We start from the raw sequence: 19,930 nt of genomic DNA, 5'->3' as shown, positions 1-19,930 counted from the left end.
GATAAATGTCAGAGATTTCATGGAGAAGCGAATTGACTGGATTTGTCCCTGTCTCTAAGATGTAATTATATTCCAGACAAAAACAGAGATTTGTGTAAGGGAATATAACGTGGAGAGGAGGGAATGAATGGACTCTTTAGCTGATCTCTCGGAAACCCCCTTAGCATTGGAAACCCTCAGACGACATCCCTGTTATAACGAAGAGGCACATCGCTATTTTGCGCGCATTCATCTTCCAGTAGCCCCGGCATGCAATATTCAATGCCATTATTGCAACCGCAAATTCGATTGCGTCAATGAAAGCCGTCCCGGCGTTGTTAGTGAACTGCTCACGCCGGAGCAGGCGGCGAGCAAGACCTATGGCGTAGCGGCACAGCTGATGCAGCTGTCCGTTGTCGGCATTGCGGGACCTGGAGATCCGCTGGCCAATGCGGAGGCAACCTTCGATACCTTCCGCCGGGTCCGTGAGACAGTTAAGGATGTCATATTCTGTCTCAGCACAAATGGCCTTACCTTGATCAGGCATATCGACAGGATTGTAGAGCTGGGTATTTCGCATGTCACGATCACGATCAATGCTGTAGATCCAGTGGTGGGGAGCCGCATTTATGGATGGGTCTACGATGAAGGAAAACGCTATGCAGGAGAGGAGGCCGCGCGGCTGTTGATTGACCGCCAGCTGGCAGGCTTGAAGATGCTGGCTTCGAGAGGCGTATTGTGCAAGGTGAACTCGGTGCTGATTCCCGAAGTCAATGATGCCCATCTGCCGGAGGTAGCCAGGGTGGTCAAGGAGCACGGTGCAGTGCTGCACAACATTATGCCGCTCATCATCGCACCTGGTAGCCGGTATGAGCAGGAAGGGATGCGGGCTCCCCGTCCCCGTCTGGTCCGGCAGCTGCAGGAGCAATGTGCTGAAGCGGGGGCTGTCATTATGCGCCATTGCCGTCAATGCAGGGCGGATGCGATTGGACTGCTGGGCGAGGATCGCAATCAGGATTTTACATGGGAGAACATAGCGGCTGCTCCTCCCATGGATGAAGGGGCAAGGGCACAATTTCAGAAAGAACTGGATGAGAAGGTGAGAGTGAGAATGGAACGCAAGGAGGGACAATCACACCACAAACAACCGTCAACCGGGGCTGGCTGTAGCTGCCCGTTATCGGGAGATAAGCCTGAAGCGAGCTTCACCTCAAAGCCAGTCCTAATCGCAGTGGCCAGTCGTGGCGGAGGGAAGGTGAATCAGCATTTCGGCCGTGCCAAGGAATTTATGATCTATGAAAGCGACGGGACCATCGTAAATTTCATAGGCATTCGTAAGGTGCAATCCTACTGCCACGGGAAAGCCGATTGCAATGGGGACAAGGTCGAGACGATGAAGGAGATCCTTTCCATGGTGCATGACTGTGCATTGCTGCTGTCGTCCGGCATAGGCGAAGCCCCCAAAGAAGCATTGCAGGAAGCTGGCGTGCTGCCTATTGTATGCGGCGAGGATATTGAGGAATCGGTTCTGGAATATGTGAAATTTCTGCGTTATATGTATCCTGTGCAGAGCAATAAAGGAAGTAAGCGCAATAAGGGAGTTAAGGGCAATCATTCGGATTTACCCATTAAACATTTTGGAGGCTGAGAAAATATGAGACAAATTGCGTTTTACGGTAAGGGCGGTATCGGCAAATCGACAACTTCGCAGAATACACTGGCTCAGCTCGCGACCAAATTCAAACAAAAAATTATGATCGTAGGCTGTGATCCCAAGGCAGACTCCACCCGTCTTATTCTGAATACGAAGGCCCAACAGACAGTGCTACATCTGGCTGCTGAAAGGGGCACGGTAGAGGATTTGGAGCTGGAGGATGTTGTCCAGAAGGGCTTCGGTGACATTCTGAACGTGGAATGCGGCGGGCCAGAGCCCGGTGTCGGCTGTGCAGGACGCGGCATCATCACAGCCATTAATTTTCTGGAGGAAGAGGGCGCCTACGAAGGGCTGGATTTCGTATCCTACGATGTACTTGGGGACGTCGTGTGCGGGGGCTTCGCCATGCCGATCCGGGAGAAGAAGGCGCAGGAAATCTACATCGTATGCTCAGGCGAGATGATGGCTATGTACGCTGCCAACAATATTGCGCGCGGGATATTGAAGTATGCCAACAGCGGCGGGGTGCGTTTGGGCGGCTTAATCTGCAACAGCCGGAATACGGACCTGGAAGCGGAATTGATTACAGAGCTTGCGAGAAGACTGAACACGCAGATGATCCACTTTTTGCCGCGTGACAATGTTGTACAGCACGCTGAGCTGCGCCGTATGACCGTTACCCAATATAACCCGGAACATAAGCAGGCTGCGGAGTATGAAGAGCTGGCAGGTAAGATTTTGAATAACGATATGCTAACGGTTCCCACTCCCATTTCCATGGAAGATCTGGAGGATCTGTTGATGGAATTCGGCATTATTGAGGATGAAGAAACCGCAATTAACAAAGCTGAGGCGTCCGGGCAGTAGGCTCCAGCTAGAAGGCTTAATGACGGAACCAACGTGTGATGATGGAGGGAGCTGAACGCGTAGCTCGCAGGAGGGAGGAATAGGCCAAATGAGCAGTATTGTGGATAAGGGAAAGCAGATCGTAGAGGAGATACTGGAGGTATATCCCAAGAAGGCCAAGAAGGACCGGACCAAGCATTTTGAGATCGCGGATGAGGAGCTTGTGAACTGCGGAACCTGTTCCATTAAGTCCAACATGAAATCACGGCCCGGCGTCATGACAGCAAGGGGCTGTGCTTATGCAGGCTCCAAGGGTGTGGTATGGGGCCCGATTAAAGACATGGTGCACATTAGCCATGGTCCCATCGGCTGCGGGCAATACAGTTGGGGTACCCGACGCAATTATGCGAATGGGGTATTGGGAATCGATAATTTTACCGCCATGCAGATTACAAGCAATTTTCAGGAAAAGGATATCGTGTTCGGCGGAGATAAGAAGCTGGAGGTGATCTGCAGGGAAATTAAGGAGATGTTCCCGCTGGCTAAGGGCATCTCCGTGCAATCTGAATGTCCGGTCGGACTGATTGGTGATGATATCGGGGCCGTGGCTAAGAAGATGACAGAGGAGCTGGGCATTCCGGTCATTCCTGTACGCTGTGAGGGCTTTCGCGGGGTGAGTCAGTCTCTGGGCCATCACATTGCCAATGATGCTATCCGCGATTTTCTGATGGGGCGCCGCGAGCTGAAGGAGTGCGGGCCTTATGATGTCTCCATTATCGGGGACTACAATATCGGCGGTGATGCCTGGGCTTCGCGCATTTTGCTGGAGGAAATGGGATTGCGGGTTATAGCGCAGTGGTCGGGTGACGGTACGATCAATGAGCTGGGGATTGCGCATAAATCCAAGCTCAATCTAATCCATTGTCATCGTTCCATGAATTATATGTGTACAACGATGGAGCAGGAATACGGAATTCCCTGGATGGAATATAACTTCTTCGGCCCGACCAAGACGATGGAGAGCCTAAGAGCGATTGCTGCCCGCTTTGACGAGACGATTCAGGAAAAATGTGAGCAGGTCATTGCCCAATATATGCCGCAGATGGAGGCGGTCATCCGTAAATACCGCCCACGTCTGGAAGGCAAAAAGGTGATGCTTCTGATTGGCGGACTGCGGGCAAGGCATACCATCGGTGCCTATGAGGACCTGGGGATGGAAATTGTGGCTACAGGCTATGAATTTGCCCACAAGGATGATTACGAAAAGACATTTCCCGATGTAAAGGAAGGCACCATTCTGTACGATGATCCAACTGCCTATGAGCTGGAGGAATTGGCCCAGCGGCTGAATATTGACTTAATGGGTGCCGGAGTCAAGGAGAAATATGTGTATCACAAAATGGGCATTCCCTTCCGTCAAATGCACTCCTGGGATTACAGCGGGCCTTATCATGGTTTTGACGGCTTCAAGATTTTTGCACGTGATATGGATATGACCATAAACAGTCCAGTATGGAGCCTGCTGCCGTCCCGGCAGACTGCGGAGGTGCCGGTATGAACGAGCGTCTGAACATTGTCGATCACAATCAGCTGTTTCGGCAGGATAAATATGTGCGCCAGCGTGAGGAGAAACGGGCCTTCGAGGCCCCTTGCTCGCCAGAGGAGGTTACCGCCACCCTAGAGTACACCAAGACCAAGGAATACAAGGATAAGAATTTCGCTCGTACAGCTGTAGTCGTGAACCCGGCCAAGGCTTGTCAGCCGCTGGGAGCAGTTATGGCTGCGCTGGGCTTCGAAAAAACGCTCCCGTTCATTCATGGCTCACAGGGCTGTACGGCTTATTTCCGTAGCCATCTTGCCCGCCACTTCAAAGAGCCTGTTCCTGCCGTCTCCACCTCGATGACCGAGGATGCCGCCGTATTCGGCGGCATGCGCAACCTCATTGACGGTATAGAGAACTGTATTGCCTTGTATCAGCCGGAGATGATTGCGGTATGCACGACCTGTATGGCAGAGGTGATCGGAGATGATCTGTCTGCCTTCTTGGCTAATGCCCGTCAGGAGGGAGCCCTTCCCGAGGATATGCCGGTTCCTTTTGCCAATACCCCCAGCTTCTCCGGTTCACATATTACAGGCTATGACGCCATGCTGCGCTCTGTACTGGAGACGCTGTATAACAAGTCAGGCCGGACGCCGCAGCCTGGTCATGAATTGAAGCTGAATGTACTGCTCGGGTTTGACGGGTATACGGGCAATTTTGCGGAAATGCGGCGCATACTGGGGATGTTCGGCGCTACGTATACCATTCTGGGTGACCACAGCAGTAATTTTGATTCAGGGGCCACTGGAGAGTACAGCTACTATTACGGGGGAACGCCGCTTAAGGATGTGCCCGAGGCCGCAGATGCTGCCGGCACGTTGGCGATCCAGCAGTACTCTCTTCGTAAAACATTAGGCTATATGAAGCGAACCTGGGGGCAGCAGGTGTCTTCCATCTCCACGCCGCTGGGCATCCGCGCTACTGATTGCTTGCTTGAAGAGATCAGCCGTCTGTCCGGAAAGGAAATTCCCGAGGCATTGAAGCAGGAGCGCGCCCGAATTGTGGATGCCATGATGGATTCGCATGCTTATCTGCACGGCAAACGAGTGGCTATGGCGGGAGACCCGGATATGCTCATCGGCCTGATTGGCTTTTGTCTGGAGTTGGGCATGGAGCCGGTGCATATTGTTTGCTCCAATGGGGACCGGAAATTTGAGAAGGAAGCAGAGCTTCTGCTGAAGTCCAGCCCTTACGGTGCAGAAGCCACGGTTCATTCCGGTCAGGATTTGTGGCATATGCGTTCGCTGCTGTTCCAGGACCCGGTGGACCTGGCTATTGGCAGCTCCCACCTGAAGTTCGCGGCCAAAGAGGCGAAAATTCCTTTGCTCCGTGTGGGCTTTCCGATCTTCGACAGGCATCATCTGCATCGTTATCCGATTATCGGCTACCAGGGTGCGCTGAATCTGCTTACCCAATTCGTGAATACCGTACTGGATGTCATGGAAGAGCAGGCTCCGGATCATAGCTTTGATCTGGTGCGCTAATTGCTGTACCGCGTAGATGGAAGTTGGCAGCTATTTCAATGGATTCTATCTGAAATAAGGGGGGTGTGCGGATGGAGCCGGCTGTGTCTAACGGAAGGCTGGAGGTATCCTGCGGCAACAAAATTCCCAAAAGCACGCCCTGTCCCCGGCCTGTGCCGGGGGAGGCTTCGGGTGGCTGCTCCTTTGACGGGGCCCAGATTACACTGATCCCCATTGCAGATGCGGCTCATCTGGTGCACGGGCCGATTGCCTGTCTCGGCAATAGCTGGGAGAGCAGAGGCAGCCTGTCCAGCGGCCCGGAGCTGTCGGCGTATGGCTTCACTACTGATCTTGGAGAACAGGACATCATTTTTGGTAGTGAACAGAAGCTGCATGAATCGATCCGCTACATTGTCAGCCGCTTTGCTCCTCCCGCTGTGTTTGTCTATACAACATGTGTCACAGCCCTCACTGGTGAAGATATCGAGGGGGTCTGCAAGGCTGAATCGGAGCGGCTGGGGACGCCGATCATTCCGGTGAACAGTCCGGGATTTGTGGGGAGCAAGAATCTCGGGACCCGGCTGGCCGGAGACGTGCTGTTCCAGCATATTATCGGCAGCACCGAGCCGGAACAGACAACCTCCCATGATATCAATCTCATTGGGGAATACAATATTGCGGGCGAGATGTGGCATATCGAGCGGCTGATGCAGCAGGCGGGAATGAGTATCCTGTCCCGAATTACCGGGGACGGTCGGTTCCGTGAGGTGGGATGGGCGCATCGTGCCAAGGCCAATATGGTCGTATGCAGCCGGGCTTTGCTGGGCCTGGCAGTCCAAATGGAGCGTAAATACGGCATTCCTTATTTTGAAGGTTCATTTTATGGAGCAAAGGAGACGAGTTATTCCTTGCGGCAGATGGCTTACCTGACTGGAGATCGTGATGTAGAGCGACGGGTGGATAAGCTGGCCGCACGGGAGGAAATGAGGCTATCGCTGGAGCTGGAACCCTACCGCAAGCAACTGAAAGGAAAGCGGGCAGTGCTCTATACCGGAGGGGTAAAGAGCTGGTCTGTCATTACGGCTTTGCAGGAGCTGGGCATTAAGGTAGTTGGTGTAGGCACGAACAAGAGTACTGCCGAGGATGTATCCCGGATTGCTGACCGTATCGGAGATGATGCGGAATACATCCCGGAAGGCGGCGCCCGGCAGATTCTCAAGACCGTACGGAGCCGCAAGGCAGACATGGTCATTGCCGGGGGCCGGAACATGTATATGGCGCTTAAGGAACAGATTCCTTTTGTGGACATCAATCAAGAACGGCACAAAGCCTATGCGGGCTATGACGGGCTGTTATCTCTGGCGAAACAGCTTGTGCATACGCTGCAGCATCCGGTATGGGAGCTGACCGCCAAATTGGCTCCATGGGAGGAGGAGACGGAATTTGCCGATTAAATCCGCCACGAAGCCTGTCAGTGTCAACCCGCTCAAGGTAGGACAGCCTCTGGGCGGCGTGCTGGCTCTGCAGGGGATGTATCGCTCAATGCCTTTGCTGCACGGCGCTCAGGGCTGCTCGGCCTTCTCCAAGGCGCTGCTGACTCGCCATTTTCGAGAGCCGATTGCCGTTCAGACCTCTGCGCTGCAAGAGATGGACGTTATATTTGATGCAGACCGGAATCTGGAGGAGGCGCTGGATCATATCTGGTCCAAACACCATCCAGATGTCATCGGCGTTATCAGCACGGCCCTCACCGAGGTGGCAGGCGTTGATTTTCAGTCCAGGGTAAAAGCGTTCAAGCGAGAACGGGCCTTGAAGGAAAGTCTGCTGTTTTCTGTATCGCTGCCTGATTTTCACGGTTCTCTGGAGACGGGCTACAGCAGTACAGTAGAGTCGCTAATGGATGCCGTACTCGGGTTAGCCGGAGGCAAGTCCCCCAAAAAACAGCGCCGGACGCAGGTCAATCTGCTGCCGGCTTCTTATCTGACTGCCGGAGATGTCATGGAAATCAAGGATATTATCGCTTCCTTCGGCCTGGAGGTTATCACACTTCCCGATATCTCCACTTCCTTGTCCGGTCACCTGCTGACAGGTTTTTCCCCTTTGACGAGAGGGGGGACTCCGCTGGATTCAGCCTGCCAGATGCTGGAGTCTTCCTGCACCATTGCCATTGGCGCGAGCATGGAGCGTCCGGCGCGCAGGCTGACTCATGCCGCAGGCATTCCCTACCACTTGTTCACGGGTCTGTCTGGCTTGGCCGCGAGCGATGCGTTCATACATTTTCTGCAGAAAATCAGCCGCGAGCCAGCCCCTGTTCGCTTCCGCTGGCAGCGTGAAAATCTGTTGGACAGCATGCTGGATGCCCATTTCTATTATTCCGGCGCTTCCGCTGTAGTGGCGCTAGAACCGGATCATATGCTGTCGACCGCAGCCTGGCTAGAGGAGATGGGAGTGGAACTGAAGCGGCTAATTACACCCTGCAGCACGCCCGCACTGCAAAAGACAGAACGGGAAGTCTGGATCGGTGATCTGGATGATGCAGAGGAGAGCGCGCAGGGCGTTGATTTGTGGATCAGCAATTCACATGGAAGAAAGGGAGCGGCACGGGCTGGGGCCTCATTCGTACCGGCAGGCTTGCCGGTGTATGACGAGCTGGGCGCCCACACATCGGTAAGCGTCGGATACCGTGGAACCATGGAGTGGGTGAACAAGGTGGGCAATGTATTGCTTACCGAGAGGGGGAGGGGAGGATGAAGGTTGCATTTGCGACGGAAGACGGTGTGCATGTGAATGCTCATTTTGGGCAGAGTCCCATGTTCACTGTATTCGAAATTCGGCACTCAGGCGTCCAGTTCCTGGAGCATCGGCGGATAGCCCTGGGGAGCGATGAGAATGAGGCGGGCAAGATCGCCAGCCGCATTGGCCTGATCGAGGATTGTGCCTTGATCTTCCTGGTACAGATTGGCGCTTCGGCCGCCGCCCAGGTTACCAAACGGACCATTATGCCTGTGAAGGTGGCCTTCGGTAGCACCATTGAGGAGCAGGTCCAGCGTCTCCAGAATATGCTGGCTCGTAATCCGCCCATGTGGCTTGCCAAAATCCTGCATGCTGAGGAGGGAAGCGGCAAAGCCGAATCATGAGCCTTCTGTAAGGAAGAGCAACCATATATGATGTCAAGATCCTGCGGACCGAATATCTTAAAGGCGGGGGCCGCACATGGAGGAGGTGGACGAATGGTACAGCTGCTGGAAGACAGTAGATACGGACGCCAGTTGAAGCTGCTGGGAACGGAAGGTCAGAACAGGCTAAAGCAGGCTACTGTTATGGTTGCAGGCATCGGAGGATTGGGAGGGACAGCGGCCATGTACCTGGCCGCTGCTGGAGTGGGAAAGCTGATATTGGCCCATGAGGGCGTAATCCATCTGCCCGATATGAACCGGCAGGTGCTGATGGACAGCGGACGAATCGGGGAGGAACGGATGGAGACGGCATTGCAGCATTTGCACCGTATCAATCCGGAGACCCAGCTTGAAGGCCACGCCGACAGAATCACGGAAAAATCCTCTGGACCATGGGTAGAAGCGGCAGATATCGTGATTGATGCACGGTATGACTTTCCGGAAAGATATGCGCTGAACAGACTATGTGTTCGACATGGCAGACCGATGATAGAGGCGGCCATGTACGCCTATGAAGTATCATTGATGACCATTGATCCCGGTAGGACGACATGCTTGGAATGTCTCTACCCAGAAGGCGGACAGCCTTGGGAGCCTCTGGGATTCCCGGTCCTGGGAGCCACCTCTGGCTTGATTGGCTGTATGGCTGCACTGGAAGCGGTCAAATGGATTACAGATGCGGGCAATCTGTTCACTGACCGCATGTACCGTATGAATGTGCTGGATATGAGCAGCTGCACCATAGCGGTCAAACGCAATCCGCGTTGTCCGTGCTGCGGAACGGGAGGGAATACAGATGAGTCGATTGCATATTTGTGATACGACACTTCGTGACGGAGAACAGGCTCCGGGCGTTGCCTTTTCGGCCGAGGAGAAAACTGAAATTGCCATCATGCTGGACTCGGCGGGGGTGGAGCAGGCTGAGATCGGAATTCCGGCAATGGGAGAGGCGGAGTGCAGGTCTATTGCCAGGATTGCTGCTCTCGGACTTCAGATGAAGCTAATGACCTGGAATCGCGCGGTGTTCACGGATATTGATGCAGCTGAATCGACAGGTGTCGGCTGGGCCCATATTTCGGTTCCCGTGTCGACGGTGCAGATGAAGGCCAAGCTGGGTATGAATCCTGAGCAGGTGACGGAGCTGATCCGCAAGTCAGTCGATTACGGTCTGTGTAAAGGATTGACTGTTTCCGTAGGCTTTGAGGATGCTTCAAGGGCAGATGACCTGTTCCTTGAGCAGTTGGCGAATCAGCTCTATAGGGATGGTATCCGGCGCTTCAGATATGCCGACACGCTGTCCGTTCACCATCCCGCTGCCATAGCTGCCCGTATAGACAGATTTGTATCGCGCGTGCCGCAGGATGTGGAGCTTGAGATTCACTGTCATAATGATTATGGCCTAGCGCTTGCCAATACTTTGGCAGCTTTGCAGGCGGGAGCTGTCTGGGCCAGTACCACAGTGTCGGGCCTTGGGGAAAGGGCAGGTAATACGGCGTTGGAGGAAGTGGTGATGTCGTGGAGGGATCTATATCAAGGAACCTGCAGTGTCCGCCCCGAACTGCTGAACCCGCTGGCTGCACTGGTCTCCAAAGCCTCCAACCGAATCATTCCCGAAGGTAAGCCAATTGTGGGAGACATGGTATTCGCCCATGAATCCGGCATACATATCAACGGTCTGCTAAAGGAGCGCGCCGCCTATCAGGCCCTTGATCCGACTGAGCTGGGTGCTGACCATTCGTTTGTACTCGGCAAGCATTCGGGCAGAAGTGCAGTTCAATATATGCTGGAGCAGGAAGGAATCGAGGCGGGCTCCGGTGAAATCAAGTTCCTGCTGGAGCGACTTCGCCTAGTCGGTGAAGATCCCAAGCGTGTCATTCATAGCGCGGATTTAAGGCGCTGGCTGCAGTATTATCCGGCAGAGCTGCCGAAATAATCGAAAAAGCGTTCCCGTCCGGTAAGTGTGACCGTGACTGGAACGCTTTCTTGCATATCTTTTAATTTCACAACCGGAGTCTCCAATTTGCTGGTTAAACGAAGCCGTTCAGAAGGGTATAATAAAATATAGTGCTGTATAAAGTGCGTATATATGGTTTTACAGCAGACAGGTTCGAATCTTATAACCATTACACGCTGATCTGGAAGGACGGCTATGGGCAATTGGAGGAATGCTTGTGGGAATGATGTTTTCTTTTCTAAAAAAATATCGGGTTCCAGCCATCGCAGCGCTCGTGATGATGTTGCTGGAATTGACGGTAGAGCTATCACAGCCATATTTGATCTCTAAAATCATTGATGAGGGCATCCGACAGCAGGATTTGTCCGTCGTCTGGTTATGGGGCAGTGTATTGGTGGGGAGTGCCGTTATCGCTTTTATGGCGGGGATATCCAGCTCTTTTTTTGCTTCACATGCAAGTCAGGGCTTCGGCTATGATTTGCGGGAAAAGCTGTACCGTAAAGTGCAATCCTTTTCGTATCCTGTGTTTAAACGTTTTGCCACTTCGTCGCTGATTACGCGCCTGACCGGGGATGTCACGCAAGTACAGGATACGGTGTTTATGAGCCTGCGTTTTATGACACGGGTTCCGCTTGTAGTCATCGGCAGTATTGTGATGGCACTGGTTGTACATTTCAGGCTTGGACTGCTATTGGCGGTTATGGCCCCAGTGCTGTTCGTGTTTGTGTTGGTGATGATGCGGAGGACGGTCACTTTGTTTAAAGGTGTCCAGCGACGCTTGGATGACGTTAACGGAGTAATTCAGGAGAATCTGACAGGTATCCGTCTCATCCGGGTTTTTGTGCGGATGCGGCATGAAATCGAACGTTTTGCCCATTACGGAGGCGAGTTGATGAAAGGGACGGTGTCCGCTCTACGCTGGACAGAAACGACGATGCCGTTCATTTTGTTTACGATGAATGCAGGGATTATTGCAGTACTTTGGTTCGGACGCGGCCAAATTTCCACTGGGGATGCCAGTGTAGGACAGGTGGTCGCAGTCGTCAATTATTCACTGCGGACAATTGGAGCCCTGTCTGCCTTATCAGGTATCGTTGTTGTATTTTCCCGGGCAACTGCATCTACGGGGCGGATTCGAGAGATATTGGAAACATCTAATGAAGATGGGCAAGAGCTGGAGCCTGTTTCAACACATCATACACAGATTGAGGGACAGGTGGAAATGGACCGGGTAAGCTTTCATTATCCGGGCAGTGATCTGGCTGTCCTAAAGGATATATCTTTTAAGGCGCAATCGGGCGAGCGGATAGCTATTATGGGGGCCACTGGCTCGGGCAAATCCTCACTTGTGCAGTTGATTACACGTCTGTATGAAGAAGATGAAGGTTATGTGCGCTTTGACGGAAAGGACGCTCGTGAACTGGATGCGTCCATATTGCGAGAGGCTATTGGCTATGTGCCTCAGGAGGTACTGCTATTCACCGGCTCGATTCGGGATAATATTGCTTGGGGGCTGGAGAATGCCAGCCTGGAGCAAATTAAGGAAGCTGCACGGATGGCGCAAATCCATAATATGATTGAACGCTTGCCGCAAGGCTATGACACGATGCTCGGGCAGCGTGGTGTCAATCTGTCTGGCGGACAGAAACAGCGGCTTTCGATTGCCCGCGCACTGGTGCGCCAGCCGACAGTGCTGATTTTGGACGACAGCACAAGTGCATTGGATGTAGGGACAGAAGCAGCACTACTGAATGCACTCGATGGCCTGTCCTGCACGACATTTCTCATTACGCAAAAAATCAGCTCGACGGCCTCAGCAAATCAGATTTTACTGCTGGATGAGGGTCGCCTGATGGCAAGTGGAAGTCATGAGCATCTCATGGATAGCTCGGATCTGTATCGGCGTATCTATGAATCACAATACGGAAAGGAGGAGTCGCATGTTCAAGGAACTCATTGAACCGTTCCGTCAGCCTACACCGCCGTCCGGTGTGCTGCGAAATCCGGTGGGAGCGGAAGGACGCCGCAAGGCCAAAGCGAAGAACTGGTCTGGCACGTTAGGACGGATATGGGCTTATCTGGCCCGCCGTAAGGCCAAACTGATGCTGGTGCTGTTCATGGTACTGCTCAGCTCCGGGCTGGCTCTGCTGGGTCCATATCTGGTCGGCGTAGCGGTGGATGATTTTCTCGAAGGTCCGGGTGGACGCACGTGGATTTATTTTCTCATCGGATTAGGAGCTGTATATCTGCTCAACTCGCTGACCTCCTGGCTGCAAAATATCTGGATGATCGAGATTGCCCAAGAGACGGTGTACCGCATGCGTTTCGATCTGTTTTCACATTTGCATCGACTACCGATTCCTTTCTACGGCAAACGTCAGCAGGGAGAGATTATGAGCCGTCTGACCAATGATATCGAAAATGTCAGTTCTACGCTTAACAGTTCCGCCATTCAGATTTTTTCGAGTATATTGACGTTAATCGGTACACTCACGGTGATGCTGTGGTTAAGCCCGCTGATGACCCTGCTGACCTTTATCGTGGTGCCGCTAATGGCTGCCGGGATGCGCTGGATTACACGTCGCACCGGGCCCTTATATAAGGAACGCCAGAAGAATTTGGGCGAACTGAACGGATACATCGAAGAAACACTGTCTGGGCAGCAGATTATTAAAGCATTTTCGCAGGAAAAGAGAGTCATCCGTGGTTTTGGCGAGCGTAATGACCGTATTCGGCTATCGGGCTTCTGGGCACAAACGATTTCAGGCTTTATACCGAAGCTGATGAACGGACTGAATAATCTCAGCTTTGCTATTGTAGCGGGGATCGGTGGGATTTTGGCCATTCGCGGCTCCATCACTATAGGTACAATTATTGTATTCGTAGAATATGCCCGCCAGTTCACCAGACCGTTGAACGATTTGGCTAACCAGTGGAACACCCTGCTGTCCGCTATTGCCGGAGCTGAAAGAGTATTTGAAATATTGGATGAAGATGAAGAGTCCAAGGATGAACGCGGCGCAGTGGAGGTAGAGCATGTGGAGGGGGCGGTGCGGTTTACGGATGTTTCCTTCGGTTATGATGAGGGAAGCGCTACGCTGGAAGGTATTTCTTTTGAAGCCAAACCTGGTGAAATGATCGCACTAGTCGGCCCGACCGGGGCAGGAAAAACGACACTGATCCAGCTCCTTTCCAGATTCTATAGCCCCGACCAGGGAACGATTACGCTGGACGGGCGCGATATCACTACCATACAACGTGAAAGCTTGCGCTCCCGCATGGCATTTGTGCTACAGGATTCCTTCCTGTTTCAGGGGACGATTCGTGAAAATATCCGCTTCGGCAGACTGGACGCCACCGATGAAGAGGTTGAACAAGCATCGAAACTGGCCAACGCCCATTCCTTTATCATGCGGATGAAGGACGGATACGACAAGGTGCTGCAAGCGAACGGCAGTGGCATCAGTCAAGGGCAAAAACAACTGCTGGCTATTGCCCGTGCTATTTTGGCCAACCCTTCCATCCTTGTACTCGACGAGGCAACCAGCAGCATCGACACCATTACCGAGATGAAGATACAAGAAGGACTGGAGCGGCTCATGCAGGGGCGAACAAGTTTCGTCATCGCGCATCGGCTGAATACCATTCGTCAGGCTGACCGGATTCTGGTCTTAAAGGATGGCCGTTTGGAGGAGCAGGGTTCTCATGATGAACTGCTGGCTCACAAAGGCTTTTACAGTAATTTATATTATGGTCAATTGAGTAAGCAAAGCTCTTAAGCCGGCTCGCGATCTACAGATTTACATGCATACTTAAAAGGACTACCTCGGGGGTGGCCCTTTTTAAGTATGCCTTTTTACAGGTACGTACTCTTAAAGAGGCGTTTGAAATGAAGATACTGCTTTCACACCATTAAATATACCCATACCCCGTATATGTATGTTAGTATGGATGTGCAAGAATAAAATCCCACTTCAAAGGAGAGATCATCATGAAAATCGCAATCATGCTTTTCGATGGAATTACGGCATTAGATGCAATGGGTCCATACGATGTATTTGCTGCTACACTGAAATGTGAAGTGAAGTTTGTCGCTAAGAAAAAAGGGTTAATCAAGCTGGACTCAAATATGGGTTATTTGCATGCCGATTACAGCTTTTCTGAAGTTAGTTCAGCTGATATTCTTGTTGTTCCAGGTTGCAGTCCGCCAAATTATAAAACTCCAATGAATGACGAAGAAACGTTAAATTGGATTCGCCAAATACATGAAACTACGAAATGGACCACGTCGGTTTGTAACGGCTCTTTGATTTTGAGCGCCGCAGGCTTGTTAAATGGAACCGTAGCCACCAGTCATTGGGGTTCCTTAGACCTGCTCCAATCTCTTGGAGCCATTCCAACAGATGAGAGAGTGGTTCGTCAGGGCAAAATCGTTACAGCAGCCGGTGTCTCCTCTGGTATTGATATGGCACTCCAGCTATTGGCATGGGAATTGGGAGAAGATATGAGTAAAGGAGTTCAGCTGATTTTGGAATACGATCCTCAGCCTCCGTTTGACACGGGTTCACCAAAGAAAGCACCTGCTATATTGGTAGAACAAATAAGAGGTATGTTACAAGAGTTTGCAAAACAGGAGCCTAATGTGTAAAGCAAGAATAAAAAGATCTCTTTCTGGTATTAGCTTGGCATAATAGGTTTGTAATTTTATTTACAAGGGTCCCTATTTCAACTAATATAGTTTACACATAGTAAAGGGTTACATAGTGTAAATGGTTGAAGGGGGTTACAAACATGAGCAGCTTACCTAAGTCTGCTACATTTCCACTTTTCATTCTGATGCTGAATTTGTTTATTGCTTTATTGGGTCAAGGTATGGTGATTCCCATTCTGCCTGAATATCTGAAACAATTTAATGCGGCAGGAGCTGCTGCGGGGTATCTTATTGCCGCTTTTGGAGCAGCACAGTTTATTTTTTCGCCCCTAGGTGGGCAGCTTTCGGATAGATGGGGGCGGAAATCCATGATCATCACCGGTCTGTTTTTAACCGTCATCTCGGATCTTATGTTTGCTGTTTCTACGACATTGCCTCTTCTATATATTGCCCGATTTATCGGGGGGATAGGTATTGGCTTAATGGTTCCTTCCAATATGGCCTACGTCGCTGATATTACCACTTCTGAAACCCGAGCTAAAGGAATGGGATACTTGGGTGCCTCCATGAATTTGGGTATGGTGCTTGGTCCGGGGTTAGGCGGTATGATCGCTGAGTTTGGCATAAGGGTGCCCTATTTTTTTGCTGGTGGACTTGGACTTGTAGCTACGCTGCTTAGCTTGTATATGCCAGAGACACTACCTAAGGAAAAACGAAAACCCGCTAGCCAATGGGTCCGCCGGGAGCCAATTCGCAACCAAATCCTAAATTCATTTCGGACATCTTATTTTCGTTATCTTCTCCTCATTCTGATCATGACATTAGGTTTGATGAATTATGAAACGGTGTATGCTCTTTTTGTGGAACGAAAATATGGTTTTGATGCCACTAAAATCTCAATGATCATTACGGTTGGTGCAATTATAGGCATCGTTGTGCAGATATGGCTACTTGATTATCTCATCAAGAGACTTGGTGAGATGAAGCTTATACGTCTTTCTTTGATCATGACAGCCATCGCTTTACTGTTAATGATAATTAAGATCAATTTAGGTTATCTGCTGGCGGTATCGGCGCTGTTTTTTGCTTTTAATGCCTTCCTAAGGCCAACCGTAAGTACAATGATCGCGAACTCAGCTGGTGATCGTCAAGGATATGCCGCCGGATTGAATACGACGTATACCAGCCTTGGCAATATATTGGGACCCATTTTAGCGGGTTTGTTGTTTGACAAACACATTCATATTCCTTATATTTTTGGTGCACTTATCCTTGCATCTGCCCTTTTCTTAACCTTACAAAAATCGAAAAATGAGAAACGGATGGTTGTTAATGACTGAGAACTGGCACCAGAATTTGAAAAACAAAAATCGGGAAGAACTCATTGCGGCTGCCAAGGAACTTTTTATGAAGCAAAGCTTTCTCAAAGTTAATATTAAGGATGTATGCAACGTGGCTGGTGTAAGTCGGGTCACATTCTATAAGCACTTTCAGTCCATGAACGAACTGATCTTTGAGGTTCAGATGGAAATCCTTGAGAGCATGACCGAATTTGTTAGAAGGGCACCTTCAGCCGAAATGAGCGGTAAGGAGATGCTTACTTTGATGCTTGATGCATGGATTGATTACGCTTGGCAACATCCAGAATACATCAAGTTTATTATTCTATTCGATCTGCATTACGAAGCTTATGATTCAAATCAAGAACTCAAAGAACAGTACAAAAATTTTGTTAACCGGGAAAAGGAACGACATTTCCTGATGGATGCTCTGGAAGTTGGATTCCAAGATGGATCATTAAAGTCCGACACAGAACCCTTGAAGACCGCTCATTTTATCTTCACGTCTATGATGGGTATACTCCAGAAAATGAGTCTGACGTCCAAGGACGATTGGAATAACGAACTTGATGATATAGAAATTGCTAACCGATTTGCGGGAATGTTGATTCAGTATTTAAGTCCAAAAAGTGATAAATCCCCAACCTTTTAGGCAAGAGTCGCCTGCCGTATTCCAAAGGATTTCAGATCGTCCGATGAGTGAAATAGAAGTACAGGACTCAGTCTGTTAAACTGTGAAAATAGAGCGGTTGCAGATACGTTGTCGTGTTAGCCTTATCTATTTTTGTGGAGGTGCGGGGATGAACGGAAGTCTGTTTGAGCCACGGCTGCGTGACGGGGATTATATTCCCCGTTTTTTTGCTTACTATTACAAGCAATGGCATGACTACACCATGTCTTACCACGATCATCATTCTACCGAAATTATGTACATGATTTCCGGCTTTTGCAGGGTAGATGTACAAACGGGAGAGAATGTGGAAGAAAGCATCACGCTGCGTAAAGGCGAGTTTATTATGCTGGACGCTGGTGTACCGCATCGACTAGTGGTGGAAGGAGAACAACCGTGCCGGATGCTAAATGTAGAGTTTGGTTTTACGGAGGGAGTGAGGGTAGGGCCGTCTATCCGACAAATGGCAGCAGAGGAGCAGGAGGTCACGACTCTCATGTCACGTCCGTTCCCGTATCTGGTACTATCGGACCCGGAAGAGGTATATTATGCGCTGAAAAGTCTCGTGCTGGAGCTGGATCAACGAAAAGAACAGCCGGGTGCAATGGCAGAGATGCTTTTTATGCAATTGCTAGTACGAATTGCACGTCTACGGGAAGAGGCAGAGCGCAGCAACACGCAGCAAACGGATATGTACATCAAACGATGCATTGAATTTCTCCATCTAAACTATGACCGAGATATTGTGGTTAAGGACATGGCGGCAGCCGTGAATCTGCACCCAGGTTATTTGCACCGTATTTTCAAAAAGCATACTGGGCTAACACTCACCGCGTATTTAACGATGCTGCGAATGGACAAGGCCCGTATGCTTCTTCAGCAAACGGACATTCCCATTCAAGAAATTGCCGATTATGTAGGCGTGGCCAGCAGGCAGTATTTTCATATGTTGTTCAAAAAGCACACAGGCAAGACGCCTGTTGAATACCGCTCTGCTGTAGAGCGCAATGTGAGGAACTATGCGGAGGAGGATGGGAACTGATAATAAGAAGCCTCTGAACCATTGCCGATTTAGGTCGGTATGACTCAGAGGACGTGTGTTTTGAAGCATTATAACATGTGTCCGGGCTTCTTGAGAGCTAAAGTTGGGTCATTTCCCAAGCCACATATTTTCCATCTGTTCAAGTGATCTCCCCTTGGTTTCGGGAACCTTGCGCCATAAAAAGACTACGACGAACAACGAGATGGCTCCGAATAACCAGAAGGTATTGGACGGGCCGGCTGAACTCAGCAGAGGAGGGAATGCCTGCGATACCAGATAATCGCCGGCCCACAATGCCATCGAAGCGATGGCGACCGCTTTGCCGCGAATGCGGTTCGGAAAGATCTCCGAGATCATAACCCATACGATCGGCCCAAGTGATATAGCATAGGAGGCCACGTAGATCAATATCATGATGAGCACAAGCGGTCCGGTGGTCAAACCCATTTTGAATGCGGCTCCAATAATGACCAAACAGAGGGTCATCAACGAGGTGCCAATTATCAGCAGGACTTTTCGTCCCGCTTTGTCGATCAGCCATACGGATACGATGGTGAACAACACATTGATCAACCCGATCCAAATGGTCTGGGTCAAAGAAGCGTCCGTACCGAGTCCCATTCCCTTAAAAATAACCGGCGCGTAGTACAAAATGGCATTGATGCCGGTAATATGCTGCATAATGGCGAGCATAACACCGATAAAGAGAGCGACCCGAATACCAGGAGCGAACAATTGTTTCAATGAGTTGTTCTCATTTTTGAATGATTCCTTGATATCAAGCACTTCCTGCTTAGCGGCTTCTTCACCGTGAATTTTCAGCAAAATCGGCAGCGCTTCATAAGGCCGATTCTGTTTAATAAGCCATCTCGGGCTTTCGGGTATGAAGAGCATCAAGAGCATAAAGATCAGTCCCGGAACGGCTCCCACTCCGAACATCCAGCGCCAGGCTGTTGAGACACCCCAGGCTTCATCCCCCATGCTGACGATCCACGAATTCTGAAAATAAACCAGGAAAATCCCTGTTACGATCGCCAACTGATTTAAAGCAACCAAACGACCTCGGTATTTGGCGGGAGCGATCTCCGCGTTGTACACCGGACAAACGGTGGAAGTGATTCCTATGCCAATGCCGCCGATCATGCGAAAGATAACATACCCGGTGAACGTGTCTTGAAGCGCAGAGCAGATCGAGCCGACGACGAATAAAAATCCGGCGGCCAGTAATACCTTTTTTCTGCCGATCTTTTCACTCATGTAGCCGGAGAGAGCCGCTCCGGTGACACTCCCGACAATCAGACTTGACACCGCCCAACCAACCTGAAATTCGCTCAGCGAAAAACGCTGCTGCAGGAATTCGACTGCTCCCGAAACAACCGCGATATCAAAACCAAACAGGATACCTCCGAGCGCAGCTACGATGGATACCAACGTCACAAAAAGCATATTGGGTTTTTCTGATTGAAGCGCTTTCTGTTGAGCGCTTTCATTATTGATGATTACTGCCATATGATCATCTCCCCTCCAGATCTCTGGAACCTCATTCCGTTCTTCG

At 50.7% G+C, this 19,930-nt stretch carries 16 protein-coding genes; 15 read left to right on the top strand and 1 reads right to left on the bottom strand.

What is annotated here, in order from left to right; all coding sequences use genetic code 11:
- Positions 1–127: 127 nt before the first annotated feature.
- The 15 genes from nifB to NSS66_RS06055 all read left to right on the top strand — a co-directional run bounded on the left by nifB (position 128) and on the right by NSS66_RS06055 (position 18,375).
- Complete coding sequence (nifB, locus tag NSS66_RS06125; protein WP_340958572.1) at positions 128–1,627, top strand: nitrogenase cofactor biosynthesis protein NifB; 1,500 nt, start codon at positions 128–130, stop codon at positions 1,625–1,627.
- A 6-nt stretch (positions 1,628–1,633) separates the two neighbouring features.
- Positions 1,634–2,500: a nitrogenase iron protein gene (gene nifH, locus NSS66_RS06120; RefSeq protein ID WP_023987270.1), complete on the top strand. Its 867-nt coding sequence runs from the start codon at positions 1,634–1,636 to the stop codon at positions 2,498–2,500.
- An 88-nt stretch (positions 2,501–2,588) separates the two neighbouring features.
- Positions 2,589–4,037, top strand: a complete 1,449-nt coding sequence (gene nifD, locus NSS66_RS06115; RefSeq protein ID WP_075153829.1) for a nitrogenase molybdenum-iron protein alpha chain — start codon at positions 2,589–2,591, stop codon at positions 4,035–4,037.
- Positions 4,034–5,563, top strand: a complete 1,530-nt coding sequence (gene nifK / locus NSS66_RS06110) for a nitrogenase molybdenum-iron protein subunit beta (protein WP_028543223.1) — start codon at positions 4,034–4,036, stop codon at positions 5,561–5,563. Before nifD ends, nifK begins: the two co-directional genes overlap by 4 nt.
- A gap of 71 nt (positions 5,564–5,634) precedes the next feature.
- Entirely contained in the window at positions 5,635–6,996 is a 1,362-nt protein-coding gene (gene nifE, locus NSS66_RS06105) for a nitrogenase iron-molybdenum cofactor biosynthesis protein NifE (protein WP_023987273.1), read from the top strand.
- Entirely contained in the window at positions 6,986–8,293 is a 1,308-nt protein-coding gene (gene nifN, locus NSS66_RS06100) for a nitrogenase iron-molybdenum cofactor biosynthesis protein NifN (protein ID WP_053324762.1), read from the top strand. The genes nifE and nifN overlap by 11 nt, the downstream gene beginning before the upstream one ends.
- Complete coding sequence (locus NSS66_RS06095; protein WP_028543220.1) at positions 8,290–8,679, top strand: NifB/NifX family molybdenum-iron cluster-binding protein; 390 nt, start codon at positions 8,290–8,292, stop codon at positions 8,677–8,679. Before nifN ends, NSS66_RS06095 begins: the two co-directional genes overlap by 4 nt.
- A gap of 27 nt (positions 8,680–8,706) precedes the next feature.
- On the top strand, positions 8,707–9,537 hold the full coding sequence (locus tag NSS66_RS06090) for a HesA/MoeB/ThiF family protein (protein WP_340958571.1): 831 nt from the start codon (positions 8,707–8,709) through the stop codon (positions 9,535–9,537).
- Positions 9,515–10,651, top strand: coding sequence for a homocitrate synthase/isopropylmalate synthase family protein (locus NSS66_RS06085; protein WP_076264452.1), 1,137 nt, complete (start codon positions 9,515–9,517; stop codon positions 10,649–10,651). The genes NSS66_RS06090 and NSS66_RS06085 overlap by 23 nt, the downstream gene beginning before the upstream one ends.
- 244 nt (positions 10,652–10,895) lie before the next feature.
- Entirely contained in the window at positions 10,896–12,632 is a 1,737-nt protein-coding gene (locus NSS66_RS06080) for an ABC transporter ATP-binding protein (protein WP_081391153.1), read from the top strand.
- Complete coding sequence (locus tag NSS66_RS06075) at positions 12,613–14,451, top strand: ABC transporter ATP-binding protein (RefSeq protein ID WP_076264450.1); 1,839 nt, start codon at positions 12,613–12,615, stop codon at positions 14,449–14,451. The genes NSS66_RS06080 and NSS66_RS06075 overlap by 20 nt, the downstream gene beginning before the upstream one ends.
- 212 nt (positions 14,452–14,663) lie before the next feature.
- A complete protein-coding gene (locus NSS66_RS06070) occupies positions 14,664–15,320 on the top strand; it encodes a DJ-1/PfpI family protein (protein WP_023987280.1) in 657 nt (218 codons plus the stop codon).
- A gap of 143 nt (positions 15,321–15,463) precedes the next feature.
- Complete coding sequence (locus NSS66_RS06065) at positions 15,464–16,663, top strand: MFS transporter (RefSeq protein ID WP_023987281.1); 1,200 nt, start codon at positions 15,464–15,466, stop codon at positions 16,661–16,663.
- A complete protein-coding gene (locus NSS66_RS06060) occupies positions 16,656–17,315 on the top strand; it encodes a TetR/AcrR family transcriptional regulator (protein WP_075153832.1) in 660 nt (219 codons plus the stop codon). The genes NSS66_RS06065 and NSS66_RS06060 overlap by 8 nt, the downstream gene beginning before the upstream one ends.
- 148 nt (positions 17,316–17,463) lie before the next feature.
- Positions 17,464–18,375, top strand: a complete 912-nt coding sequence (locus NSS66_RS06055) for an AraC family transcriptional regulator (protein ID WP_028543213.1) — start codon at positions 17,464–17,466, stop codon at positions 18,373–18,375.
- A 108-nt stretch (positions 18,376–18,483) separates the two neighbouring features.
- On the opposite strand, the gene NSS66_RS06050 is transcribed toward NSS66_RS06055, so the two are convergent.
- Positions 18,484–19,884, bottom strand: coding sequence for a sugar porter family MFS transporter (locus tag NSS66_RS06050; RefSeq protein ID WP_053324769.1), 1,401 nt, complete (start codon positions 19,882–19,884; stop codon positions 18,484–18,486).
- Positions 19,885–19,930 lie beyond the last annotated feature (46 nt).

Origin of the sequence: Paenibacillus sp. FSL R10-2748, from assembly GCF_038005565.1 — a bacterium.
GTDB classification, from domain to species: domain Bacteria; phylum Bacillota; class Bacilli; order Paenibacillales; family Paenibacillaceae; genus Paenibacillus; species Paenibacillus polymyxa_B.
Note: the sequence above shows the minus strand (reverse complement) of the source record. Positions and strands in the feature narration are given on the sequence as shown.

Excerpts from the sequence above, each read along its gene's own strand:
- nifB (WP_340958572.1), top strand. The coding sequence starts at position 128 with ATGGACTCTTTAGCTGATCTCTCGGAAACCCCCTTAGCATTGGAAACC.
- nifH (WP_023987270.1), top strand. The coding sequence starts at position 1,634 with ATGAGACAAATTGCGTTTTACGGTAAGGGCGGTATCGGCAAATCGACA.
- nifD (WP_075153829.1), top strand. The coding sequence starts at position 2,589 with ATGAGCAGTATTGTGGATAAGGGAAAGCAGATCGTAGAGGAGATACTG.
- nifK (WP_028543223.1), top strand. The coding sequence starts at position 4,034 with ATGAACGAGCGTCTGAACATTGTCGATCACAATCAGCTGTTTCGGCAG.
- nifE (WP_023987273.1), top strand. The coding sequence starts at position 5,635 with ATGGAGCCGGCTGTGTCTAACGGAAGGCTGGAGGTATCCTGCGGCAAC.
- NSS66_RS06095 (WP_028543220.1), top strand. The coding sequence starts at position 8,290 with ATGAAGGTTGCATTTGCGACGGAAGACGGTGTGCATGTGAATGCTCAT.
- NSS66_RS06090 (WP_340958571.1), top strand. The coding sequence starts at position 8,707 with ATGATGTCAAGATCCTGCGGACCGAATATCTTAAAGGCGGGGGCCGCA.
- NSS66_RS06085 (WP_076264452.1), top strand. The coding sequence starts at position 9,515 with ATGAGTCGATTGCATATTTGTGATACGACACTTCGTGACGGAGAACAG.
- NSS66_RS06080 (WP_081391153.1), top strand. The coding sequence starts at position 10,896 with ATGATGTTTTCTTTTCTAAAAAAATATCGGGTTCCAGCCATCGCAGCG.
- NSS66_RS06075 (WP_076264450.1), top strand. The coding sequence starts at position 12,613 with ATGTTCAAGGAACTCATTGAACCGTTCCGTCAGCCTACACCGCCGTCC.
- NSS66_RS06070 (WP_023987280.1), top strand. The coding sequence starts at position 14,664 with ATGAAAATCGCAATCATGCTTTTCGATGGAATTACGGCATTAGATGCA.
- NSS66_RS06065 (WP_023987281.1), top strand. The coding sequence starts at position 15,464 with ATGAGCAGCTTACCTAAGTCTGCTACATTTCCACTTTTCATTCTGATG.
- NSS66_RS06060 (WP_075153832.1), top strand. The coding sequence starts at position 16,656 with ATGACTGAGAACTGGCACCAGAATTTGAAAAACAAAAATCGGGAAGAA.
- NSS66_RS06055 (WP_028543213.1), top strand. The coding sequence starts at position 17,464 with ATGAACGGAAGTCTGTTTGAGCCACGGCTGCGTGACGGGGATTATATT.
- NSS66_RS06050 (WP_053324769.1), bottom strand. The coding sequence starts at position 19,884 with ATGGCAGTAATCATCAATAATGAAAGCGCTCAACAGAAAGCGCTTCAA.